General features: G+C 62.6%; 20 protein-coding genes and 1 tRNA gene. 10 read left to right on the forward strand and 11 right to left on the reverse strand.

The genetic code is table 11. From position 1 onward, the window contains the following. The first annotated feature begins 34 nt into the window (after positions 1–34). Positions 35–2,071, forward strand: a complete 2,037-nt coding sequence (ligA, locus tag V3388_RS14125; RefSeq protein WP_336368221.1) for an NAD-dependent DNA ligase LigA — start codon at positions 35–37, stop codon at positions 2,069–2,071. 186 nt (positions 2,072–2,257) lie between these two features. Continuing rightward, the gene (locus tag V3388_RS14130) at positions 2,258–5,092 is read left to right on the forward strand and encodes a hypothetical protein (RefSeq protein WP_336368222.1); all 2,835 of its coding nucleotides are present in this window, start codon (positions 2,258–2,260) and stop codon (positions 5,090–5,092) included. A gap of 37 nt (positions 5,093–5,129) precedes the next feature. Here V3388_RS14130 and V3388_RS14135 read toward each other — a convergent pair whose 3' ends face one another. Genes V3388_RS14135 through V3388_RS14145 form a run of 3 tightly spaced genes read right to left on the reverse strand, consistent with a single transcriptional unit; the run spans position 5,130 to position 8,375 of the window. Further along, complete coding sequence (locus V3388_RS14135; protein ID WP_336368223.1) at positions 5,130–5,789, reverse strand: CBS domain-containing protein; 660 nt, start codon at positions 5,787–5,789, stop codon at positions 5,130–5,132. 33 nt (positions 5,790–5,822) lie between these two features. After that, positions 5,823–7,754 (reverse strand): bifunctional tRNA (5-methylaminomethyl-2-thiouridine)(34)-methyltransferase MnmD/FAD-dependent 5-carboxymethylaminomethyl-2-thiouridine(34) oxidoreductase MnmC, encoded by a 1,932-nt coding sequence (gene mnmC, locus V3388_RS14140; RefSeq protein ID WP_336368224.1) that lies wholly within the window; start codon positions 7,752–7,754, stop codon positions 5,823–5,825. Between the two features lie 3 nt (positions 7,755–7,757). Next, positions 7,758–8,375 carry a peptidylprolyl isomerase gene (locus V3388_RS14145; protein ID WP_336368225.1) on the reverse strand — a complete coding sequence of 206 codons (618 nt, stop codon included), beginning with the start codon at positions 8,373–8,375 and terminating at the stop codon, positions 7,758–7,760. 310 nt (positions 8,376–8,685) lie between these two features. On the opposite strand from V3388_RS14145, the gene V3388_RS14150 reads away from it, so the two are divergent. Beyond that, positions 8,686–9,441 (forward strand): pilus assembly protein PilB, encoded by a 756-nt coding sequence (locus tag V3388_RS14150; RefSeq protein ID WP_336368226.1) that lies wholly within the window; start codon positions 8,686–8,688, stop codon positions 9,439–9,441. A gap of 77 nt (positions 9,442–9,518) precedes the next feature. Here the strand turns inward: V3388_RS14150 and V3388_RS14155 are convergent, their stop codons facing one another. The 3 genes from V3388_RS14155 to flgA form a co-directional block, all read right to left on the reverse strand. Beyond that, positions 9,519–9,989, reverse strand: a complete 471-nt coding sequence (locus V3388_RS14155; protein ID WP_336368227.1) for a flagella synthesis protein FlgN — start codon at positions 9,987–9,989, stop codon at positions 9,519–9,521. A 7-nt stretch (positions 9,990–9,996) separates the two neighbouring features. Further along, the gene (gene flgM, locus V3388_RS14160; protein ID WP_336368228.1) at positions 9,997–10,323 is read right to left on the reverse strand and encodes a flagellar biosynthesis anti-sigma factor FlgM; all 327 of its coding nucleotides are present in this window, start codon (positions 10,321–10,323) and stop codon (positions 9,997–9,999) included. 177 nt (positions 10,324–10,500) lie between these two features. Further along, on the reverse strand, positions 10,501–11,214 hold the full coding sequence (gene flgA / locus V3388_RS14165; protein ID WP_336368229.1) for a flagellar basal body P-ring formation chaperone FlgA: 714 nt from the start codon (positions 11,212–11,214) through the stop codon (positions 10,501–10,503). Between the two features lie 196 nt (positions 11,215–11,410). On the opposite strand from flgA, the gene V3388_RS14170 reads away from it, so the two are divergent. Genes V3388_RS14170 through V3388_RS14180 form a run of 3 tightly spaced genes read left to right on the forward strand, consistent with a single transcriptional unit; the run spans position 11,411 to position 13,859 of the window. After that, positions 11,411–12,358, forward strand: a complete 948-nt coding sequence (locus V3388_RS14170; protein ID WP_336368230.1) for a chemotaxis protein CheV — start codon at positions 11,411–11,413, stop codon at positions 12,356–12,358. Next, positions 12,355–13,182, forward strand: a complete 828-nt coding sequence (locus V3388_RS14175; protein ID WP_336368231.1) for a CheR family methyltransferase — start codon at positions 12,355–12,357, stop codon at positions 13,180–13,182. The genes V3388_RS14170 and V3388_RS14175 overlap by 4 nt, the downstream gene beginning before the upstream one ends. Positions 13,183–13,241: 59 nt before the next feature. Then, complete coding sequence (locus tag V3388_RS14180) at positions 13,242–13,859, forward strand: flavin reductase family protein (protein ID WP_336368232.1); 618 nt, start codon at positions 13,242–13,244, stop codon at positions 13,857–13,859. A 15-nt stretch (positions 13,860–13,874) separates the two neighbouring features. Here the strand turns inward: V3388_RS14180 and V3388_RS14185 are convergent, their stop codons facing one another. Then, positions 13,875–14,555: a cupin domain-containing protein gene (locus tag V3388_RS14185; RefSeq protein WP_336368233.1), complete on the reverse strand. Its 681-nt coding sequence runs from the start codon at positions 14,553–14,555 to the stop codon at positions 13,875–13,877. A 72-nt stretch (positions 14,556–14,627) separates the two neighbouring features. Then, positions 14,628–15,158 carry an isochorismatase family protein gene (locus tag V3388_RS14190; protein ID WP_336368234.1) on the reverse strand — a complete coding sequence of 177 codons (531 nt, stop codon included), beginning with the start codon at positions 15,156–15,158 and terminating at the stop codon, positions 14,628–14,630. A 173-nt stretch (positions 15,159–15,331) separates the two neighbouring features. On the opposite strand from V3388_RS14190, the gene V3388_RS14195 reads away from it, so the two are divergent. Further along, positions 15,332–15,422: transfer RNA gene (locus tag V3388_RS14195), tRNA-Ser, on the forward strand. A 60-nt stretch (positions 15,423–15,482) separates the two neighbouring features. Here V3388_RS14195 and V3388_RS14200 read toward each other — a convergent pair. The 3 genes from V3388_RS14200 to V3388_RS14210 are packed head-to-tail and all read right to left on the reverse strand — an operon-like array spanning position 15,483 to position 17,489. Continuing rightward, the gene (locus V3388_RS14200; protein ID WP_336368235.1) at positions 15,483–16,430 is read right to left on the reverse strand and encodes an AEC family transporter; all 948 of its coding nucleotides are present in this window, start codon (positions 16,428–16,430) and stop codon (positions 15,483–15,485) included. 26 nt (positions 16,431–16,456) lie between these two features. Beyond that, the gene (locus V3388_RS14205) at positions 16,457–16,783 is read right to left on the reverse strand and encodes a branched-chain amino acid transporter permease (protein ID WP_336368236.1); all 327 of its coding nucleotides are present in this window, start codon (positions 16,781–16,783) and stop codon (positions 16,457–16,459) included. Between the two features lies 1 nt (position 16,784). Next, positions 16,785–17,489, reverse strand: coding sequence for an AzlC family ABC transporter permease (locus tag V3388_RS14210; protein ID WP_336368237.1), 705 nt, complete (start codon positions 17,487–17,489; stop codon positions 16,785–16,787). A gap of 116 nt (positions 17,490–17,605) precedes the next feature. On the opposite strand from V3388_RS14210, the gene V3388_RS14215 reads away from it, so the two are divergent. From V3388_RS14215 to uvrC, 3 genes are read left to right on the forward strand one after another with little or no spacing between them, the layout of a single operon-like run. After that, a complete protein-coding gene (locus tag V3388_RS14215; RefSeq protein ID WP_336368238.1) occupies positions 17,606–17,857 on the forward strand; it encodes a hypothetical protein in 252 nt (83 codons plus the stop codon). 58 nt (positions 17,858–17,915) lie between these two features. Beyond that, the gene (gene uvrY, locus V3388_RS14220; RefSeq protein ID WP_336368239.1) at positions 17,916–18,575 is read left to right on the forward strand and encodes a UvrY/SirA/GacA family response regulator transcription factor; all 660 of its coding nucleotides are present in this window, start codon (positions 17,916–17,918) and stop codon (positions 18,573–18,575) included. Further along, positions 18,559–20,421: an excinuclease ABC subunit UvrC gene (gene uvrC, locus V3388_RS14225; protein ID WP_336368240.1), complete on the forward strand. Its 1,863-nt coding sequence runs from the start codon at positions 18,559–18,561 to the stop codon at positions 20,419–20,421. The genes uvrY and uvrC overlap by 17 nt, the downstream gene beginning before the upstream one ends. The last annotated feature ends 1 nt before the right edge of the window (position 20,422 follow it).

A 20,422-nucleotide genomic window follows, 5' to 3' on the forward strand; every position in this document is an offset into this window, starting at 1 on the left:
AACCCCCCCTTGCCCGGTGACGAGACGACCGTTCATGAGCCACGCCACTGACGAGATCCGCCGGCGCGTTGAAACCCTCCGCGCCGATCTGGACGACCATAACTACCGCTATTACGTCCTCGACGACCCCCGCGTCACCGATTCGGAATACGACCGCCAGTTCCGAGAGCTCCAGCAGCTCGAGCAGGATTACCCCGAGCTGGCCAGCCCCGATTCGCCGACCCAGCGCGTGGGCAGCCCGGTGGAAACCAGCTTTGAAACTGTGACCCATCGGCTGCCCATGCTGTCTCTGGACAACGCTTTCAGCGACGAGGAAATGCGGGATTTCGACCGCCGGGTGCGGGAGCGTCTCGGAACCGACGATGACGTGGAATATGTGTGCGAGCCAAAGCTGGACGGGCTGGCAGTCAGCCTGCATTACGAGAACGGATCGCTGACCCTGGCGGCAACCCGGGGTGACGGCTATAGCGGTGAGGACATCACCGCCAACATCCGCACGATTCGTTCGGTGCCGCTGACCCTCCGGGGCGAGCGGGTGCCCGCCATGGTGGAAGTGCGCGGCGAGGTTTACATGCCCAAAGATGGCTTTGAGCAACTGAACCGACGGCTGGCCGAGCAGGGCGAGAAGACGTTCGTGAACCCCCGCAACGCCGCCGCCGGCAGCCTTCGCCAGAAACAGTCCCGGGTGACGGCCCGTCGGCCGCTGGAAATGTGCGCCTACAGCCTGGCGGTCACCGACGAGCGCCTGCTGCCGGAGACCCAATGGGATGCCCTTCAATTGGCCAGGGAGTGGGGATTTCGCATCAATCCGGAAATGCGCCGGGCCACCGGCGTCGACGCCTGCCTGGAGGCATACTCGGACCTGATGAACAAGCGGGCGGACCTGCCCTACGAAATTGACGGCATCGTGTTCAAGGTCAACCGGCTGGACCAGCAGCAAGCGTTGGGATTTGTGTCCCGGGCGCCGCGCTGGGCCATTGCCCACAAGTTTCCGGCCCAGGAGGAAATGACCGTCATCGAAGACGTCGAGTTCCAGGTGGGCCGTACCGGTGCGGTAACCCCGGTGGCTCGTTTGAAGCCCGTGTTTGTCGGTGGCGTAACGGTGAGCAACGCCACGCTGCACAACATGGACGAGATTCGTCGCCTGGATGTTCACATCGGCGACACGGTGTTCGTGCGCCGGGCCGGGGATGTGATTCCCCAGGTGGTCAAAGTGGTGCCGGAAAGACGCCCTGACGGCGCGCCGTCAGTGACCCTGCCGACCACCTGCCCGGTGTGCGATTCCGACGTTATCCAGATTGAAGGCGAAGCGGTTGCCCGGTGCTCCGGCGGGCTTTACTGCCCGGCCCAGCGCAAAGAGGCAATCCGCCACTACGCCTCACGCAAAGCCATGGACATCGAGGGCCTTGGCGACAAGCTGATCGAAGTTCTGGTGGACCAGGATCTGGTTCAAACCGTCGCGGATCTGTACCGCCTGGACGCCTCGACCCTGGCCCGCCTTGACCGGATGGGGCCAAAGTCCGCGGCGAACCTGGTGGAGGCCATTGACCGTTCCCGTACACCCGCTCTGTGGCGCTTCCTGTACGCCCTGGGCATTCGTGAGGTGGGCGAGGCTACTGCCAAAGGCCTGGCCAGCTATTTTGGTAGCCTGGACGCCATCGCAGAGGCGGACGATGAGGCCCTGCAAGCGGTGCCGGACGTTGGGCCCATTGTTGCCGGCCATGTGCGCAGCTTTTTCGATCAGAGCCACAACCGGGATACGCTTGCTGCCCTGGCCGAGGCCGGTGTGCACTGGCAACCGGAGACCATCGTCCGGCCCGAGAAACAGCCTTTATCCGGACAGACCTGGGTGCTGACCGGCACGTTGTCGACGCTGACCCGGGACGAGGCCAAGGAACGCTTGGAACGGCTGGGCGCCAAGGTGGCCGGCAGCGTCTCCAAAAAGACCGCCTGTGTGGTGGCGGGCGAGGCCGCGGGTTCCAAACTGACCAAGGCCGAGCAACTGGGGGTATCGGTACTGGCTGAAGACGGCCTGCTGTCGTTGTTCCGAGAGCACGGCGTCGACGAATAGCCCCGTCCTCTGCGGATCTATCGACCTTCCTTTGGCGCGCCCGCCCGGGCGCGCCATCAATCTGAGAACTCGCGCAGATCCTGCCCGGGGCAAATTGGCTACCATGGCGTTGCTGTGTAACGGTGTGTAAATGGGCAGTGAGGCCGCACGCCGCTCCGACAACAACGTTTCAAAACGGATTTTTGCATGCGCGCCGACGGTCGTACCTCCGCTCCGGAACTCCGGAGTCTGATGGCTTGCCTGAGCCTGTTCACCCTGGTTCTCCTTGCTGGCTGCAAGACCGAGAAGTCCCCGGACCAGCCAACCCTGTTGGGTGAGCCCGGGACCACGGCCTACCTGGGCGTGAAGTACTTTTACAACTGGGGTGCCTACGGCGGTGAAAGCATCCTTGACTACACCCTCACCAACGCGCCTTCCTGGCTGGCCCTGGAAGACACCAACAACAAGGCCCGCCAGGGCATCATCATGACCGGGGTGCCAGGGCTGACCGGCGGCGCTCGCGGCGATGCGGATATTGGTAAGGTGCGTAACATCAACCTGGTGACCACGGACGGCCGCATGGCCGGCGCACAGCCCTTCGATATTGACGTCAAATACAATGCCCTGGCGTTGGAATCGGAAACGTTTACCGAGGGTGAGCCTTCCGAGGCCCCGCCCGATACCGCCCGGGAGCGGTGTGCGGTTCCGGATCTGTCCGCCCGGGGCAAGCACACCTTCACCATCAACACCTATGATGACAGCGGCGCTGTGACCGGCACTCAGGACATCACGGAGGAAACCCGGCAGGTGGCGGTGAAGCTGACGCTGGATCAGCCGTCCGTCACCCAGGTTCAGGTGGCGTTCCAGCTGGAATCCGACTACAACCCGGAACGCTGCGACCCCAGCTACACCGGGACGCCCCCCCATCAGCGCTGTGATCAGAGCGCCGCCAATGCCAGCGACGCCATTATCGGCCAGGACATCGTCGGCCTTGGCAGCGGTTCCCCCGAACCGGAAGACATCGATGGCAAGCCCCTTGGTTATCTCCGCTACACTGCGGACGACAATGGTAACAAGACCGGTGGACTGATCACCCTCGAGCCCGGGGTTCAGGAATGCTACATCCGGCTGGAAGTGGTGGACGATACCTTCGCCGAATTGTCCGAGGCTGCGACACTGGTGCTGACCGAAGTCCGCTCCGGCCTGGCCGGCCTGGGGCCAAACAACGGCGGCGCCGAAACCCGCCTGGTAATCGACGATAACGAGCCGACCGTCTCCCTCAGCACGAAAAAAGGTGGGCATCGCGATACCCTCAACGTGGGGGATGTGCGGGAATACACCGCGACGCTCAGTGCAGCGTCTGATCGGGTGATTCACGCGAGACTGACCAACTCTGAGGATTCCAGTGCCCGCATCGATACCGATTTTGTGGTTCAGCAAAAGAACGCGTCCGATGTTTGGGTGACCGACCCCGAGCTGGTGTTTGACAAGGGACAAACCCAGAAGACCTTCCGCATTGCGATCCCGGACGCCGGCACTTACAACAATCCGGACCTGCCGGACCGGTTTATCGACCTGACCCTCGACAGCAGCTATCAGGCGGGCCGGACGGGCTACGCGCGGCCGGCGATGGACAGCCTGCTTCGGGTAAGCATTAACGAACTGACCACGCCGCTGGCGCTCGGCAGTGACACGGGCTTTGTACCGACCGACGTGACCTTGGGCCAGGGGAGCCGGGTGTTTGTGGCCGGTTATGACGTGACCGACGGGAACCGGGTCGGGGTGCGTATTTATGATCAGAAGGGTGGATTGCTGCAGACGATCAACGTCACCCCCTCGACGGATACCATCACCACAGCCGATATCACGGCAGCGCCGCCGGTGATCCGGACCGTTACCCGGGAAGTGTCTGAGGGAACGTCCACGGTTAATCGCTATGAGTTTGTTGTGGCCTATGGCACCTCCGGCCCGCTGACCTGTGCAATCACCGACAATGGCAGCGGTCCGCTGCTCGCCATCATTCCGCCGGGTTGTGACCATAACTTTCGAAGTAATCCCATCGGCGGCATTGATGTGCTGACATCTGTGTACTGGTACGACAGCGCCGCTGGTGTTGAGGAGTACAAACCACTTTGGACGCTGCGCACCGGCAGCACGGGCGATGACCTGGTGCGGGCCGCGGCAATCAGCGAGAACAGTGGTTACGTGTTTGTCGCGGGTGAAACCAACGGCGTCTTCCCAGGCGAGTCCTCAGCCGGAGGCGTGGACTCTTTTGCCCAGCGGGTCGACCGGACGCAGGACGGCGCCAGCGAAACGCCGGTGCTGACCTGGACACAGCAGGTTGGCTCAGTTGGTAAGGACACCGTCGCCGGCGGCGACGTCAGCGGCCTGTCACCGACAGTGTTCGGCCAGGGAAAGGGCTCTGTCGGTGGCGGTGCGGTTGTTGGCGGTATCGACGGTTACTTCTACCAGCCCAGCGCCAGCGGGGCGCCCACGGTCCGCCAGGTCGGCTCCGGCGAGGATGATCTTATCAGTGCCGGTCTGGTTCTCGGCGGCAACGTCTGGCTGCTGGGCAACGCCAACGCCGTATACGCCAAGGTGGTCGCCAGCGACGACACGGTGTCTCTTGATCGAACGTCGTTGAGCAGCCAGGCCGGCTTCCTCCTGCTGTACGGCAATGATGGCACCCTTCAGAACGCGATTACGCTCAATGATGGCTCCGATAACAGCACAGAGACGTTTGGCTCGGTGATCCGGTTTGACGGGGATCTGGTGGTCGCCGGGGACACCACCGGCAGTTTTGACGGCACCCTGAGCGGTAACAACGCCATTGCCAGCCGGGTCTCCCTGGTGCCGGACGCGAAGGACGGTGAAACGGTGTTCCAGAACAACTGGCGCTGGCAGTCGGATATCGCGGGCTCCCAGATTACCGCCCTGGCCAATTACCGGGATGACGAGATCGTGGCACTGAGCCATGAGAATACCGTGTGGAAACTCCGGCTGCTGAGCCCGGAAGGGCTGCTGCTGACGCCCGGTTCCTGACCCCGGGCTGGTCGTTCGCTGAGCGCGGGGCGCCGGGTCAGGCCGTGTCCGGGGCCTGGCTGGCGCTGGCGGCGTAGAGGCGAAGGTAATCGGTGCTGGTCACGACGCCGACGGGGTCGCCGCCCGGATTGACCACCAGCGCTGCGGTCAACTGGTGAGCCAGCATCAGCCGGGCGAGTTGGTGCGCATCGGTTTCCTCAAACGCAGTCAGGAAGGCGGGCAGTTCAATCTGTGTGAGCAACTGGTTCAACGGCGGGCTGGCGGCGCTTTCCGGTTCCCGTATCTGGCGCTGCACCCAGGCAAGAAGCCAGCGCAGATCAATCAGGCCCGCCACATTGGTATCGGACATCACCACAAGATGGTGCACGGCGTTGTCGTCCATGGCGGTCAGCGCGTCAGTGACGGTCGCTGTGGCGGGCACTGTGTACAGCGTGCGAGAGCACAGGTCACGGACGGGCAGGTAAGGGCGTTGTTCCCTCGCGTCCGCCGCGCCGGCCATGCTGTACTCTTCCAGGGCACGGCGGCGATCGGGCAGTTGGCCTCCACCGGCGCCCACGGCCTCCCGCTCCCGGGCGTCCCCCGGCACCACCGGATGGCTGTCGCTCAGTCCCGTCACATCGCCAACCCGGCGGGCGCGAAAGGCCTCCGGCAAGCGCGTACCTACCGGCCGGCCCGGTTCGCTGACAAATATGGACATGAGAGGGTGCTCCTGAATACCGCCATTACCTGCTTATCGGCCATCAGTGACGAGAGTTGAATCGCTGGACGGGCCAACCGGCGCCCGGGACAGCCGTGCCGGGTCCACGCGTTTCAATAGCGGCAGTGGTAGCGCTACGGGTTGGTTGGTCATCATGTCCGCCAGGGCTTCGGCCAAAAGGGGCGCGTAGCTGAGCCCTTTACTGCCAAGGCCAGTCAGCAGGAAAACGCCGTCAACGGTCTGGCCGCCGGCGTCTTTCAGGGGGCCAGCCACGGGCTGGTAATCGTGGGTGGTGCATCGGAAACTGACGCGGCCGCCGGGCAGCGCGCCGTCTTGTTCCGGAAACGCGCCCGGCAGCATGGCGGCGAGGCCGTCCAGGTTCTCCCGGGTGGATTCCGGCGTCACCTCGGGATTGTCGCTGTGCAGATCAAACGTTGCACCCGTAACGGCGATGCCGTCGGCCGCAGGGTTCAGGTACCTTTCGCCGCAGAGCACCACGGCCGGCGCCCGGTTTCGCTCCGTTGGCAGATAGGTGACCTGGCCCCGGATGGCCTTCAGGCGCACGCCAGAGGCCAGTGGCACGACGGACGGCGTCCGGTGCCCGGCGGCCACCACCAGCTTGTCCACCACCACATCCGCTTGCGCCGTCGATGAAAGGTGCCATTTACCGTTGCAGGGCATGGTCCGGGAGACGGAAAAACCAAAGCGGGTGCGGATGTTGGGATGGTCAATCAGTTCCAGGCACAGGGCGGGCGGGTTGACCCATCCGCTGCGGGGAAACCACAGGCCGCCGGAGGGACAGGGCAGGCCGGACAGTGCCGAGGCGCGTTCCGCGCCGACCGGTGACAGCAAGGCCAGCGGGTAATGGTTGCGCTCCAGAAAGCGCCGTTGTCGATCCGCCTCGCCCTGGCTCGACGCCAGCTGGATCAGCCCGGTCGGGTGCCAGTGACGTCCCGCGTATGGCGCATACGCCCGGTAGGCGTGCTGAAGCGCTGCCAGTGCCAGTGCGGTCTGGGCGTTGTAGTCGACCCCGAGTTTCACATAGGTCGCCCCCTGCCGGTTGCCCGAAGCGCCGGCACCGGGACCGTCACCGGCATCCAGCAGGTGCACCTTTATCCCTCGCTCCGCCAGATTCCGGGCCAACAAGCACCCGGCAATGCCGGCACCCACGATGGCGACAGCATGGCCGGCGACGCGGGTGTCAATTGAAGCGGGATCCGTGTTGGCGACGTTGCCGTCGTTTGGCCATTCACCGGCGATCATCTCCCGCTTGCGCCCGTATCCCGGTACCTTCTGCGCGGCGAAGCCCTGTTCGATCAGTGCCCGGCGAACCCGGCCGGCGGCGGTGAACGTGGCGAGCGTGGTGCCGGGGCGGCTGTGAGCCCGGAGGTGGGCCATTGCTTCGTCCAGCCACATGTCCGGATTGCAGGCGGGTGCGAAACCGTCGAGAAACCAGGCGTCCGCCTGGAACACCAGTTGCTCCCAAGCCTCAATCACGTCGCCAAAATGCAGCGTCAGCCTTACCCGGCCGTGGTCGAACACCAGCCGGTGAGTGCCGCGCACGGGCAGCGGGTACTGGGCCAGCAGGGCGTCCGCCAGGGGGCTGAGTTCAGGCCAGAGCATCAACGCTCTCTCGAGGTCGTCCCGGTTCAGCGGATAGCGTTCCACGGATACAAAATGCAGCACGGAGCCGTTTGTCGGCCGATGCGCCTGCCACGCCGCCCAGGCAGCCAAAAAGTTCAGCCCGGTGCCAAAGCCGGTCTCCGCAATCACGAAGGTGCCGCCGTCCGGTACCCGGGCAAAGCGTTCCGGCAGCCGGTTGTGCTGAATAAACACGTACCGGGCTTCTGCCAGCCCGTCGTCCCGGCTGAAATAGACATCGCCGAAACGAACGGATTCGGGCACGCCGTCCCGCCACTGGATTTCAGCGGTTTCTATGGCAGGTGGGTAAAACGGGGCGTTCATGGTTCAGTCGCTGGCCTTCAGCACGGTCGCCTTTTCAATCACCACGGGCGTCTTCGGCACATCCGACATGCCGCTGGTAACGCCGGTTTCAACCTTGGCAATGGCATCAACCACGCCCATGCCGTCAACGACCTTGCCAAATACGGCGTAGCCTGCGCCTCGGACGCCGGCGTTCAGAAAATCGTTGTTCACCAGGTTGATGAAGAATTGCGACGTGGCGGAATCCGGATCGTTGGTGCGCGCCATGGCGATGGTGCCCCGCAGGTTGGGTAGCGTGCGCGTGGCTTCATTGCGGATCGGTGCGTTGGTGGATTTCCGGCCGAGGTCAGCGGTAAAGCCGCCGCCCTGAATCATGAATCCTGGAATCACCCGGTGAAACACGGTGCCATCGTAGAAGCCCGCTTGTACGTAGTCGAGAAAGTTTTGAACCGTTTCCGGCGCCACGTCCGGCCGAAGCTGAAGCACAAACGCGCCTTCGCTAGTGACCACCCGCACCCGTGGCATCGGATCAGAGGCGCTTGCCTGGCCGTTGTCAGCGGCACTGGCGGGCATGGCCAGCAGCGTGAACACGGCGAGGAGAAGGGTGGTCAGGAGGGTACGGGGCAGGCGAGCGTGAGGCATCCGGTTTGTCTCCAGATCAGTTAAATTGGCCAGATCAGCTGAATGGACGAAACTCGCGAGATTGGCTTTAAAACGGCGAAAGCCCCGATCGGCCGGAAAACCCTGTTGGGCTTGCGTTCGGGCCGGGTAACCGCGAAACGTCTGGTCACCGATGTTATCAGATTGATACATAAAAACGGCCAAATTCCCGCAGACGTTCCATGACACTTCGTTTAGTCTGACAATCGGTTGCATTACCGAGCAGGGTGATGCAACAAACCAACCACACCGGGCCGGGCTGTACGGTAAATGCGCGTGTAGGAGGGTTGTGGTGAGCATCCGTCAGGGTATCGAAGAGAAATCCAGGCTCGGGAAACTGCTGGTCAACCGGGGTTACCTGTCCGAACAGCAGGTGGAAGAAGGCCTCAGCCGCCAGCGGGAGACCGGCCAGCGGTTGGGGGAAATCCTGATCCAGGCGGGCTGGCTGACGGAGCGGGAACTGCACCGGGTGCTGCGCCATCAGAGCCGCTATCGCCACGCGGCGGCCCTGGTCACCGTGGTGACCTTGCCGTTTCAGCCGCTGGTGTCATTCGCGGCCACGAACACCGCCCAGGCATCTCAGCAGGCAACGACCAGCGGGGAAGTCTACGCGGGTAACCCGGGGCAACTGGCGGAACTCACCGACAGCGAGATGGCCGGCGTGACCGGTCAGTCTGATGCGTCCCTGGTCGAGCGCGCCCAGTTGCTGGCGGCGATGGCCTCAAATCCGGCCGGAGAGCAGGGCGATGTGGATGGTACGCCAGTGGATGCCGTCGAAGGCCTCAAGTTTGCCGCCAACGTTTTTGTGCCGGTGCTGAACTTCCTGGATTCGGACCTGACCATCGCCGGCGTGCACTACCGGGAGGGAGAGCCGCGGTATCAGATGAGCACCGATGGCCATCTCACGCTCGCGCTGCCGGAGCGGATTGAACAGGTGCGCATGGAGAATATTCGTGTGGCAGGCTCTGCGACCGCGCCGCTGGGCACGATCACACTGCAGGATATCCGGTTTGATCCCCGGTCAAGCATGACCATTTATACCCGCTGAATCGCCGCGGCAGCGGCCCCGGCATTGACAACGCCGTGCCCTGCTGCCCGGCGCAAACGGAGATGTCGAGGCGGCCGTCAGGCGCTGGCGAGGATGCTGGAACCGCCCAGACCGGTCTGTTGGCCTTTGGCACCGTAGAGTTTGGGCTGCTCGGACGTGCCCCGGAAGATATCCGTAAGGCGCCCGAGGCGCTTCTGCAGATGCCCGATCACTTTGCCATTGCCGGCATTGAGATCCTGGCAACGTTCGAGGCCCGCCTTGGCGGCGATCCACAAACTGAAGGTGTCGTTCAGGCCCGCCCCGCGCAGAAAGCGGGAGGGTTCCCCAAGGTCAGGGCGGTAGCCGATGGCCACCAGCAGGCGGATTTTCTGGCGGGCCCGCTCACGGATGTCGCCGAGCAGGGCGTCTTTCTCGGTCGTCAGCGCCTGAAGTGCCTTGATATCGGCGCTGCCCAGAACCGCTTTCTCTTGCTCTAACAGCTGAACCAGCCGGTCAAGTTGCTGTAGATCCTGCTCGAGAAGGTGGTTCAGATCGTTAATGGCAGCCATGGTTTACTCACCCGAAAATGCTTTTATCCATCTCAAGCATTTTCTGGGCCAGCTTCTCGGCATCCACTTTGTAGGTGCCGTTCTCCAGGGCAGCGCGGATCTGCGCGACCTTGTCGTCATCTACCTCGGGGTAATCACCAAGCTTGGTCTCAAGCTGCTTCAGGCTCTTCGCCTGGTTGCTGAGGTTGACGTTTTCGCCCTTTGGCTGGCTGGCCTGGGCGCGGCTGGCGTCGCTCTCTGCGGCCTTACCGTTGTCCCTGGCCTGAGCCTTGTCGGTCGGTGACTGCTGGATGTTGACCTGACCGCGTCCGATTCCGTTGAAGTCAACTGACATATTCGTACCTGCTAGCGTTGCGCGCACTGTGCGCTGTCTCGAGTTTCTGACGTGGGTATCGGCCACGCCCAGGAATACTTTAGCCTTGCCGCCAAAAAAAATGACGGATCGGTGACGGTGCGCCCGGCAGTTCGCTGCCGCCGTGCGGCAAGGCGTTGCCGCTCGACGACACGGCCGCTACATGGTCACCTGAACCTTGCCGGGGGCGATGACGTTCGCCCGGATAGTCCGGGATGATTTAAGGTTTTCCACCATCACCTGCTCGCCCACGCTGGCGTCGGCCAGGGCCTTGCCACGGGACGTGACGGAAAAGACGCCGTTGGTGGCGATGATCATAACATGGTCGCCTCGGGACACGGCGTTTGGCGCGTCCAGCAGGTCGGGGGTGATCGCCACGCCGCTGTTGATAGGCCGGCGGGCGGTCATGCCGTCAACCGCATCCAGGCTGGAGACGTACCCTCGATGGCTGTCGTTCACGGTGACCGTCTCGGTTTTCACCAGATCGGCCGAGAGCTGTTCGCCCCGGGCAATGGCCCGGGCGGCCACCAGGGCCTGGCCTTCAATGACGACCTCCGGCGTTGTGTACATCCGCCAGGGCCGCTGGCCGTCACAGCGGATCTCGAGGGACGGACGGCGGCTTTGCAAGGGGTCTCCGCTGAAACGGACGCCGAGCGCGTCGGAGCAGGGTGCCAGGGTAAGCCTCGAATCGACGCTGGCGGTTTCATAGGTTACCCGGTAGCCGTTATTCGCCTGTTCGGCGGCAAACGCCTGCAGAAACTCCCGGGTTGCCGTTTGAATCTGTTCGGCGGTAGTCATCGGTGTGCTGTTCGCACCAGCCGCCTGGCTCAGGGCCGGTAGACACAGCAGGATGGCCAAAATCAGGATGCGCATGGGTGTGGGTTTGTCCTATCCTGTAATTAGTGCGGATGTTTCGGTGACGACGCCCTAAATTTCCCGGGCTTCAAGCCGTTACTCGAAACAGGGACGGGGAGTGCGCCAACGTTTTGTCACTCACCGGGCCCGGCGTCTGAATAGTCAATGTGCAGCAATTACCGTGCCGAGCGGCCGGATACCCAGGAGAACCTCAATGGCGGGAGTATTGGACAGCGTCAACCAGCGCACCCAACTGGTGGGCCAGAACCGACTGGAGCTTCTGCTGTTCCGGCTCCGGGGTCGGCAGATCTTTGGTATCAACGTGTTCAAGGTCAAAGAAGTCATCCAGTGCCCGCGGCTGTCGTCCATCCCCAAGAGCCGCAGCGTGGTTCGGGGTGTGGCCAGCATCCGCGGCGAGACGATTCCCATCATTGACCTGAGCCTGGCGATCGGCATGGCGCCGATTCCGGCAGAGGACCTGGCCACCAGTTTCGTCATCATCACCGAGTACAACCGCCGTACCCAGGGTTTCCTGGTGACCGCGGTGGACCGGATCATGAACATGAACTGGGAAGATATCCTGCCGCCGCCCAAAGGCAGCGGGAAGGATGTTTACCTTACCGCGGTTACAAAAATTGACGACAAGTTGATTGAAATCATCGATGTAGAGAAGATACTTGCAGAGTTTTCTCCGCTCGGGGAAACCGTTGCCGAATCGGTCATCCAGAAAAGCGCGGCAAAAAGTGCGGAGCGGGGCGCGGCGTATCTGCCGGTTCTTGTGGTCGACGATTCCTCCGTGGCCCGCCGCCAGATCGAACGCTGCCTGAGCGCCATTGGTCTGGAGGTAGTTCTGAAGAACGACGGCAAGCAAGCGCTGGACTACCTGAAATCCCTGACCGCGGACGGCTCAAAGGCGACGGATCATTTGGCGATGGTCATTTCCGATGTGGAGATGCCTGAAATGGACGGATACACGCTGGTGACCCGGGTCAAGGCGGACCCGAACATGAGCGGCAGTTTCATTATGCTGCACACGTCCCTGAGCGGCATCTTCAACCAGGCGATGGTCAAAAAAGTGGGTGCAGACGATTTTATGGCGAAATTCAGCCCGGATGAGCTGGCCGAGCGGGTCATGGATATCCTGTCGACCGAGCGCTCATGAAAGCAGAGATTACCCCAAAAGAGTACGACGCCTTCAAAACCTTCCTGCAGGACGCTTGCGGCATTCTGCTGGGGGAAAACAAGCAGTACCTCGTCAAAAGCCGGCTTCGGCGCATCCTGGAAGAGAACAGCCTGGACAGCCTCGGGCAACTGCTGGACAGGTTGCAGCGACCCGGTCGGGGCGGTCTCCGGGAAACGGTCATTGATGCCATGACCACTAACGAAACCCTGTGGTTCCGGGACAACCATCCGTTCCGGATACTGCAGGAGCGGCTGTTGCCGGAGTTTTCTGAGAGCCGGACCACGCAGCCGCTGCGGATCTGGTCCGCCGCCTGCTCCACCGGGCAGGAACCCTACTCGGTGGCGATGATTGTCGAGGAGTTCCGGCGGCTCAAACCGGGGCGGCTGCGGGACGTGCGGATTACCGCCACGGACATATCCCGCAGCGTGCTGGATGTGGCCCGCCGGGGCGAATACGAAATGCTCGCCATTGGTCGGGGGTTGTCTCCGGAACGTCAGAAGCAGTTCTTCACGCCGTCGGCCAACGGTGGCTGGCAGGTTCGCCCAACCCTGAAATCCATGGTGGAATTCAAGGAACTGAACCTGCTCGAACGGTATATGCTCGGCAAGTTCGATGTGGTCTTGTGCCGCAACGTGCTGATCTACTTTTCCGCCGAGCTCAAGCGGGACATCCTGACCCGCATTCACGCCACGCTGAATCCTGGCGGCTACCTCATCCTCGGGGCGTCCGAGTCTCTTAATGGCCTACCGGATCTCTACGAGATGGTGCAGTGCCACCCGGGCATCATCTACCGCAAGAAGTAGGTCGTATCCTAACGGGTAACGCCTTGCGCACCTCATACACTCACCCAACGGGAGAGCCCATGCAGATTGATTTCGAGGGAATGGCACCCCAGGACATTTACCACATCCTGACCCAGACCGTGATTCCGCGCCCCATTGCCTGGGTGCTGACGGAAAACCCGGACGGCGACTACAACCTCGCCCCGTATTCGTTTTTTACCGTGGTCACCAGCAACCCGCCCCTGCTGATGATTTCCATCGGCCGTAAGCCCACCGACGGCGCCTTCAAGGATACCCGGGTCAACATCGAGCGGGGCAAGGAGTTTGTGGTGCATATTGGCCACCGTGAAATGGCCGCGGCGATGACGGAGACCGCCCGCACCCTTCCGCACGGTGAATCGGAGCTGAAAAACGTGGATCTGCCGCTGACGGCGTGGGAGGCGTCACGGCTGCCACGCCTCGCAGATTGCCGCATCGCACTGGCGTGCGAGCTTTATGAGATCAAGGAGATCGGCGAGGGGCCCCAGACGCTGGTGTTCGGCAAAATCAACGGCATCTACGCCGCCGACGAGGTCACCACCGAAGACGACAAGGGCCGGCTGCGTTTCGACGGTGCGGCCATTGATCCACTGGGTCGCCTCGGTGGCAGCGAATACGTCACTTTCGGTGATGTGGTGAAAATTCCCCGCCCGGCCTGACCGGGCAGGGCTCCGTTAGCCGGCGTTCCAGGCGGTTGCGGTCGCTGGAAGGGGCAGGTGGCCGGTTTTTACCCAGATCACCGTCTCCTGCTCCACAAACGGATGGTGCTGGCTCAGGTGAGGGCTGCGCATCCAGGTACCGGCCGGATAGCGGCCGTGCTCGTCGCAGAACTCCCCGGACAGCACAAATATTTCCTCGCCGCCGAAATGGCGGTGGGGCTGAAACACCTCATTCGCCGGCCACTTCACCAGCGCCACATGCTCGTGCTCAAATTCGTGCAGAGGCATCACCTGCAGGCCCCCAATGCCCGGGAGCCATGGCTGGCGGTGGGTATCCACCCGCACGGTCCGGGTGTCCCTCGGATCGAACTGGTGCAGTTTTACCAGCAGCGTGCAGCCTTCCTTACTGAACGGCGCGTGGCCGCTGCCTGGCGGATTGCGGAGGTAGGTGCCGGCCGGGTAGTGGCCAGTTTCGTCTGAAAAAACCCCTTCCAATACCAGGATCTCTTCGCCGAGCGGGTGCTCGTGGCGGTTAAAGGAGGCCCCCGGCTTGTACCGCACCACGCTGGTGGCGTGGCCCCGCTCGGCTTCCTCGCGAGCCAGCGGCTTGCGGTCAACCCCGCCAGCCGGGCTGGGCACCCAATCCATGGTCTGTGTGTTGATCACCACCCGTTGGGTGAAGTCCATGTTGAGCATACAAGCCTCCCGGTTACGGCCTCACAATGGTGTGCGCAGAGTACGATAGGGTGCTGCAAAGCGATCACGATCTCAGCGGATCAGCGCCTGTACGTCCCGAAACGCCGGATGCTGGCTATCGCGCATCCACTCAAAGGCCACCATTTCCACCGTGACCAGCCGCGCGCCGCTCTCGCTCAGGCGATCCAGGGCCACGTCCCGGTCAAATTCGCTGCGCGAGCCGGTGGCGTCGGCCACCACCCAGACCTTATAGCCCGCGTCCAGCAGGCTCAGGGCCGTCTGCAGCATGCACACATGGGTTTCGCAGCCACCGATCACAATGTGCTGCCGCCCCTCCGGTAGTTGCTCGATCAGACCGTCCGGGCAGGCATCAAAGTGGGTCTTGGCTACGGTGTGCACCACCAGCTCAGCCACGGACTCCACCGTCGCGCCGAGCTTCTCCGGCACTTGTTCCGTGCCCACCAAAGGCACTCCCAGCAAGCCCGCCACCGTTGCCAGCGTTGTACAGCGCTCAATTACCACCTCGCCGTCCGCAATCGCCGGCATCAGCCGCTCCTGAACGTCCACCAGAACCAGCACCGACTGCTCCGCCTTCATCAACATACTGTCCTCCCGTCACGGTCCACGATCCCAACGCAGAGAATAGCCCATCGCCCGCTCGGTATGACGTAAAATTTCGCGCTATTTTGGGGGAGGGTGTTGCCAATCACCTGAAAACGAAGTAAAGTTTGCGCCCTCAAATGAGCGGCAATATCGCTGATTTGACACAGTTTATTGGAGAGGTGGCCGAGTGGCTGAAGGCGCACGCCTGGAAAGTGTGTATACGTTAATAGCGTATCGAGGGTTCGAATCCCTCCCTCTCCGCCAATACAAAACCCCAGCACTGCTGGGGTTTTTTATTGGCTGAATGGGAGGGTAGAAGGACCCCTACACCCACCCCAACAACCGCAACACAAACACCCCCACGGTCACCGTCACACTGGCCAGCAAGGTCGTCAGCGCCACGATGTTCGCCGCCAGCCGGTCGTTGCCCCCCAGCGCCTTGACCATCACAAAGCTGGCCGCCGCCGTGGGGCTCGCAAAGAACAGGAACATCAGCCCTAACTCCATGCCCCGGAAGCCGATCAACCAGCCGCCCAGGGTGCCCAGGGCCGGCAGGATGATCATCTTGAACGCGCTGGCGCCCAGGGCTGTACGGCTGTCTCGGCGGATCGCGCTGAGGGACAGGGTGGCGCCGATGCAGAGCAGCGCCAGGGGCAGGGTGAGCCTGGCAAAATAGTCCCCGCTGGTGAGCACCCATCGGGGCAACTGGATGTGAAACGCCGCAAAGGGAATGGCCAGAAGCACTGCGAGAATCAGCGGATTTCGGGTGATGTCCCGGACGATGCGGCGCCAGCTGGCGGACTGGCCGTCCTGGTAGGCGAGCAGCACCGTCACCGACAGGGCGTTGTAGGAAACGATGACAAGCCCAAGCAGGATCCCCCCGGCGGAAAGCCCAAGATCACCGTACAGATTCGCCGCCAGGGCCAGCCCGACAATGCCGCAGTTGCCGCGAAACGCCCCCTGAACGTACACCCCCCGGTCCGCCGCCGGCACCCGCCAGCGGGCCCAGAACCAGGCGATGCCGAAGCCGACCAGGGTTGCCACCAGGTAGTACGCGAGCAGGGCGGGGTTGAAGGCGGTGTCCAGATCCGCGCGGATAATGCTCAGGAACACCAGAGTGGGCAGGGTGGCCTTGAACACCAGGGCCGATGCGGTGTGAACGAAGGCGTCGTCAATCCAGCCGATTCGCCGCAGGCCGAGGCCGATGAACACCATGGCAAACACCGGCAAGGTGATCTCCAGGGTCTGCAGAAATATCGCGACAAAACTCATCCCTATATCCCCTCAGAGGTGCGGGTTCAGGCAAGCACGCCGGTCTGGCGAATCACCATGTAGGCGGCGGTCCCCGCCGCAATCGACAGCAGGGCATTGTGCCGCCAGAGGTGCACAAACACGACCAGCAAGCCGGGAATCAGCGCGTCGGCGCCGGGAACGGTGGCGGACCAGTCCGCTGACCGTTGCAGGAAAACGGTGGCCAGAAGTGCCATGACGGCGGCCGGCAGATAGCGCCCGAGATGCTGAATCAACGGGTGGTCCGTGTGCCGGGTCAGGAACAGGAAGGGAATCACCCGGGTGGCAAAGGTGGCCAGGGCCGCCACGGCAATGAACGACAACAGATAGGCCATCTCAGCGCACCTCGCCGGACGCGTCGGCGGTGGGCGCCCGGCCGAGGCGGTATTGGGCCAGAAGCGCAACCGTGACCAGGGCAATGGCGCCGATCAATTGGTGGGCCGGAGGCAGGAGGAGTAGGGCGAGGCCGGCGGCGCCGATGCCGAGCCACACCGGGCCGCCGCTGGGCAGGCCGCGGAGTTGCTCGATGGCCAGCACAAGAAACAGAGCCACCAGCGCAAAATCAATGCCCGTACTGTCAAACGCCAGATTGCGGCCGAGCAGGGCGCCAAGGGCGCAGCCAACGACCCAGTAGGCCTGGTTGCAGGCGGTGATGCGAAAATCCCGGCGTTGCTCGTCTTCGACGCTGCCGGTGCGGGGCCGGCTGGTGAGCAGGGAATAGGTTTCGTCCGTCAGGCCGAAGATCAGATAGGGTTTGCGCCAACCGGCGCCCCGGAACCGCCCGAGAAGGGACAGCCCGTAAAATAGATGCCGGGCGTTGAGCACGAACATGGCAATGGCCACCTCCACCAGGCCGGCACCGGCCGCCAGCAGGCTGACCGAGAGGATCTGGCCGGCGCCGGCGTAGATCAGAATGCCCATGAGCGGCGCCGCCCAGCCGGGGTAGTCCAGCTGGGTGGTAAACAAAACCCCAAAGGCGGTGCCCAACGGCAAATAACCGAACAGAATCGGAAGCGTGAGGCGAAAGACAGACTGATTCATTAGCATCCAAACCTTGTTGACCGGAGGATAATAGAGAATCGCGTCACGGTTTTAAAGAAGGGCTTCTACCCGGGCGGTTTAATCCTTACCATAGGTGTTTTGAACCGCGAGGCGTCATGTCCGACGACACGAGCAAACAGCCCGAGGCCGACCCGAGACAGGAAAAATTTGTGGTTCCGGCCGACCTTCTTGCGGAAGATCAGCTGTTGGGCCTGGTCGAGGAGTACTGCACCCGTTATCACGGCCTGAACGAGACCGAACAGCCGCTGGCGGAGCGGGATCGGGTGCTTGGGGCCGTGCGCCGTGGCGAGCTGGTGGTCTGGTTTGACCCCGTTGATAACGCGGCCGGCCTTGGTGTTCCCGCCTGAACCGCTCAGGCGCTAGCCACTCGCGGTGAACTGACACGCTGGGTTTGTGAGGTGAATCTTGATCAGGGTCCTGGTGGTTGATGACCACGAACTCGTCCGTTCGGGCATTACCCGTATGCTGGCGGACAACCCGGATATCGACGTGATTGGCCAGGTGGCGTCCGGCGAGGAGGCCATTGAGGCCGTTCGCAAGAACCCGCCGGACATTGTGCTGATGGACATCCGCATGCCCGGCATCGGCGGGCTGGAAGCCACCCGTCGCATCCTCCGGATCGACGACGCCATTCGCGTGATCGTGGTGACCGCCTGCGCGGACGATCCCTATCCCACCCGGGTGATGCAAAGCGGCGCCAGCGCCTACATCACCAAGGGCGCGGACATTAAAGAAATGGTCCGCGCCATCCGCATGGCGCATTCCGGCCAGCGCTACATCAGCCCGGAAATCGCCCAGAAAATGGCGCTCAAGCAGATCAGCGGCGATGGCGCCGAAGACGGCGAGCTGTCGAAGTTCGAGCGGCTGTCCGAGCGGGAAATGCAAATCGCCATGATGGTGGTGGACTGCCAGAAAGTGCAGGACATCTCGGACAAGCTCTGCCTGAGCCCGAAAACCGTCAACAGCTACCGCTATCGCATCTTCGAGAAGCTGGAGATTTCCAGCGACGTGGAACTGGCCCTGATGGCCGTCAGGCTTGGGTTGCTGGATGCCGATAAAGCCTGACGCCGAGCCCCGCAGCGAGGGGACGTTCGACAGCAAACACTTCCTGAAGCAACTGACCGAGCGCCCGGGCGTGTATCGGATGTACGATACCGCCGGCGAGGTGCTGTACGTGGGCAAGGCCCGCAACCTGCGTAATCGGGTCAGCAGCTATTTCCGGAAGTCTGGGCTGGCGCCGAAAACGGAGGCGTTGGTGGCCCGCATTGCGTCCATTGAGGTGACCATCACCGGCAGTGAGACGGAAGCCCTGCTGCTCGAGCAGAACCTGATCAAATCCCTGCGTCCGCCCTACAACATCCTGCTGCGGGACGACAAATCCTATCCCTACATCTATCTGTCCTCCCACACCGATTACCCCTCGCTGACCTTTCGCCGGGGGCGCACCAAAAAAGGCGGAGGCACCTGGTTCGGCCCGTTTCCAAGCTCCGGGGCGGTTAAGGAAAGTCTTAATATTCTGCAGAAGATTTTCCGCATAAGATCCTGTAGCGAAAGCTATTTCCGTAACCGAACTCGCCCGTGCCTGCAGTATCAGATTGGCCGTTGCACGGCGCCCTGCGTGGAGTACATCACGCCGGAGGCCTACCAGCAGGACATCCGCCACGCCACCATGTTTCTTGAGGGCAAGAACCCCGCCATCCTGAAAGACCTGATGGCGGACATGGAGGCCGCGGCGAAAAACCTCGAATTCGAAAAAGCCGCCGCTTACCGGGACCAGATCAATCACCTTCGCCACGTTCAGGAGCAGCAGTCGGTGGACAGCGATGGCGGCGATGCGGATGTGATCGCCATTGCGCAGGACGCGGGCATTGTGTGTATCGTGGTGATCATCGTGCGAGGCGGCCGGGTATTGGGCACCAAGGACTATTTCCCGCGTTACTCCATTGAGCAGACGGAGGGGGAGCTGCTCAGCGCGTTCCTGGGCCAGTACTATTTCGGCGGCGATACCCGGCGGGAGATTCCCCGGGACATTCTGGTACCGGTGGCGGTGGACGGGCAGGAACTGCTGGCCCAGGCGTTGACCGAGGCCGCCAACCGGGAGACCCGGATCCGGGGTAACGTGAGGGGCGAGCGCCGGCGCTGGCTCGAGCTGGCAATGACCAACGCCCAGCAAACACTGCTGACCCACCTGGCCAGCAAGGAGACCGTGTATCGCCGGCTGCTGGCGCTGCGAGATCTGTTGAAGCTGTCGGACACGCCTGCCCGCATGGAATGCTTCGACATCAGCCACAGCCATGGGGAGAATACCGTCGCGTCCTGCGTTGTGTTTGACGAAAGTGGGCCCCTAAAGAGCGATTACCGGCTCTATAATATTGAAGACATCACCGCCGGCGATGATTACGCCGCGATGCGCCAGGTGCTGACCCGCCGCTACCGCCGGATGGTGGCGGGTGAGGGCAAGCGGCCGGATCTGGTGTTCATTGACGGTGGTAAGGGCCAGTTGAACATTGCCCGGGAAGTGTTTGATGAACTGGGGATTTCTGACATACCGCTGATCGGTGTGGCCAAGGGTGTCACCCGTCGGGCGGGGATGGAACAACTGATCAACGCCATGACTGGCACCGTGTTCCGGGTGCCCGCTGACTCACCCGCGCTGCACCTGATCCAGCATATCCGGGACGAATCCCACCGGTTTGCCATCACCGGGCACCGGGCCAGGCGGGACAAGAAGCGTCGCCAGTCGACGCTGGAAGGCATTGAGGGCGTCGGGCCCAAGCGCCGGCGGGAGCTGATCCGGTATTTCGGGGGGCTTCAGGAAATCCGGAAAGCCAGCATTGAGGAAATGACCAAGGTGCAGGGCATCAGCAAAGCTCTGGCCGAATCCATTTACGCAGCACTGCACGACCAATAGG

The organism is Marinobacter sp. C2H3 (genome assembly GCF_037080155.1).
In the GTDB taxonomy this organism is placed as follows: Bacteria; Pseudomonadota; Gammaproteobacteria; order Pseudomonadales; family Oleiphilaceae; genus Marinobacter.

Excerpts from the sequence above, each read along its gene's own strand:
- V3388_RS14210 (WP_336368237.1), bottom strand. The coding sequence starts at position 17,489 with ATGAATCAGTCTGTCTTTCGCCTCACGCTTCCGATTCTGTTCGGTTAT.
- uvrC (WP_336368240.1), top strand. The coding sequence starts at position 18,559 with ATGCCGATAAAGCCTGACGCCGAGCCCCGCAGCGAGGGGACGTTCGAC.
- V3388_RS14135 (WP_336368223.1), bottom strand. The coding sequence starts at position 5,789 with ATGTCCATATTTGTCAGCGAACCGGGCCGGCCGGTAGGTACGCGCTTG.
- V3388_RS14215 (WP_336368238.1), top strand. The coding sequence starts at position 17,606 with ATGTCCGACGACACGAGCAAACAGCCCGAGGCCGACCCGAGACAGGAA.
- V3388_RS14175 (WP_336368231.1), top strand. The coding sequence starts at position 12,355 with ATGAAAGCAGAGATTACCCCAAAAGAGTACGACGCCTTCAAAACCTTC.
- ligA (WP_336368221.1), top strand. The coding sequence starts at position 35 with ATGAGCCACGCCACTGACGAGATCCGCCGGCGCGTTGAAACCCTCCGC.
- V3388_RS14155 (WP_336368227.1), bottom strand. The coding sequence starts at position 9,989 with ATGGCTGCCATTAACGATCTGAACCACCTTCTCGAGCAGGATCTACAG.
- V3388_RS14200 (WP_336368235.1), bottom strand. The coding sequence starts at position 16,430 with ATGAGTTTTGTCGCGATATTTCTGCAGACCCTGGAGATCACCTTGCCG.
- mnmC (WP_336368224.1), bottom strand. The coding sequence starts at position 7,754 with ATGAACGCCCCGTTTTACCCACCTGCCATAGAAACCGCTGAAATCCAG.
- V3388_RS14190 (WP_336368234.1), bottom strand. The coding sequence starts at position 15,158 with ATGTTGATGAAGGCGGAGCAGTCGGTGCTGGTTCTGGTGGACGTTCAG.
- V3388_RS14205 (WP_336368236.1), bottom strand. The coding sequence starts at position 16,783 with ATGGCCTATCTGTTGTCGTTCATTGCCGTGGCGGCCCTGGCCACCTTT.
- flgM (WP_336368228.1), bottom strand. The coding sequence starts at position 10,323 with ATGTCAGTTGACTTCAACGGAATCGGACGCGGTCAGGTCAACATCCAG.
- V3388_RS14180 (WP_336368232.1), top strand. The coding sequence starts at position 13,242 with ATGCAGATTGATTTCGAGGGAATGGCACCCCAGGACATTTACCACATC.
- V3388_RS14170 (WP_336368230.1), top strand. The coding sequence starts at position 11,411 with ATGGCGGGAGTATTGGACAGCGTCAACCAGCGCACCCAACTGGTGGGC.
- V3388_RS14145 (WP_336368225.1), bottom strand. The coding sequence starts at position 8,375 with ATGCCTCACGCTCGCCTGCCCCGTACCCTCCTGACCACCCTTCTCCTC.
- V3388_RS14130 (WP_336368222.1), top strand. The coding sequence starts at position 2,258 with ATGCGCGCCGACGGTCGTACCTCCGCTCCGGAACTCCGGAGTCTGATG.
- flgA (WP_336368229.1), bottom strand. The coding sequence starts at position 11,214 with ATGCGCATCCTGATTTTGGCCATCCTGCTGTGTCTACCGGCCCTGAGC.
- V3388_RS14185 (WP_336368233.1), bottom strand. The coding sequence starts at position 14,555 with ATGCTCAACATGGACTTCACCCAACGGGTGGTGATCAACACACAGACC.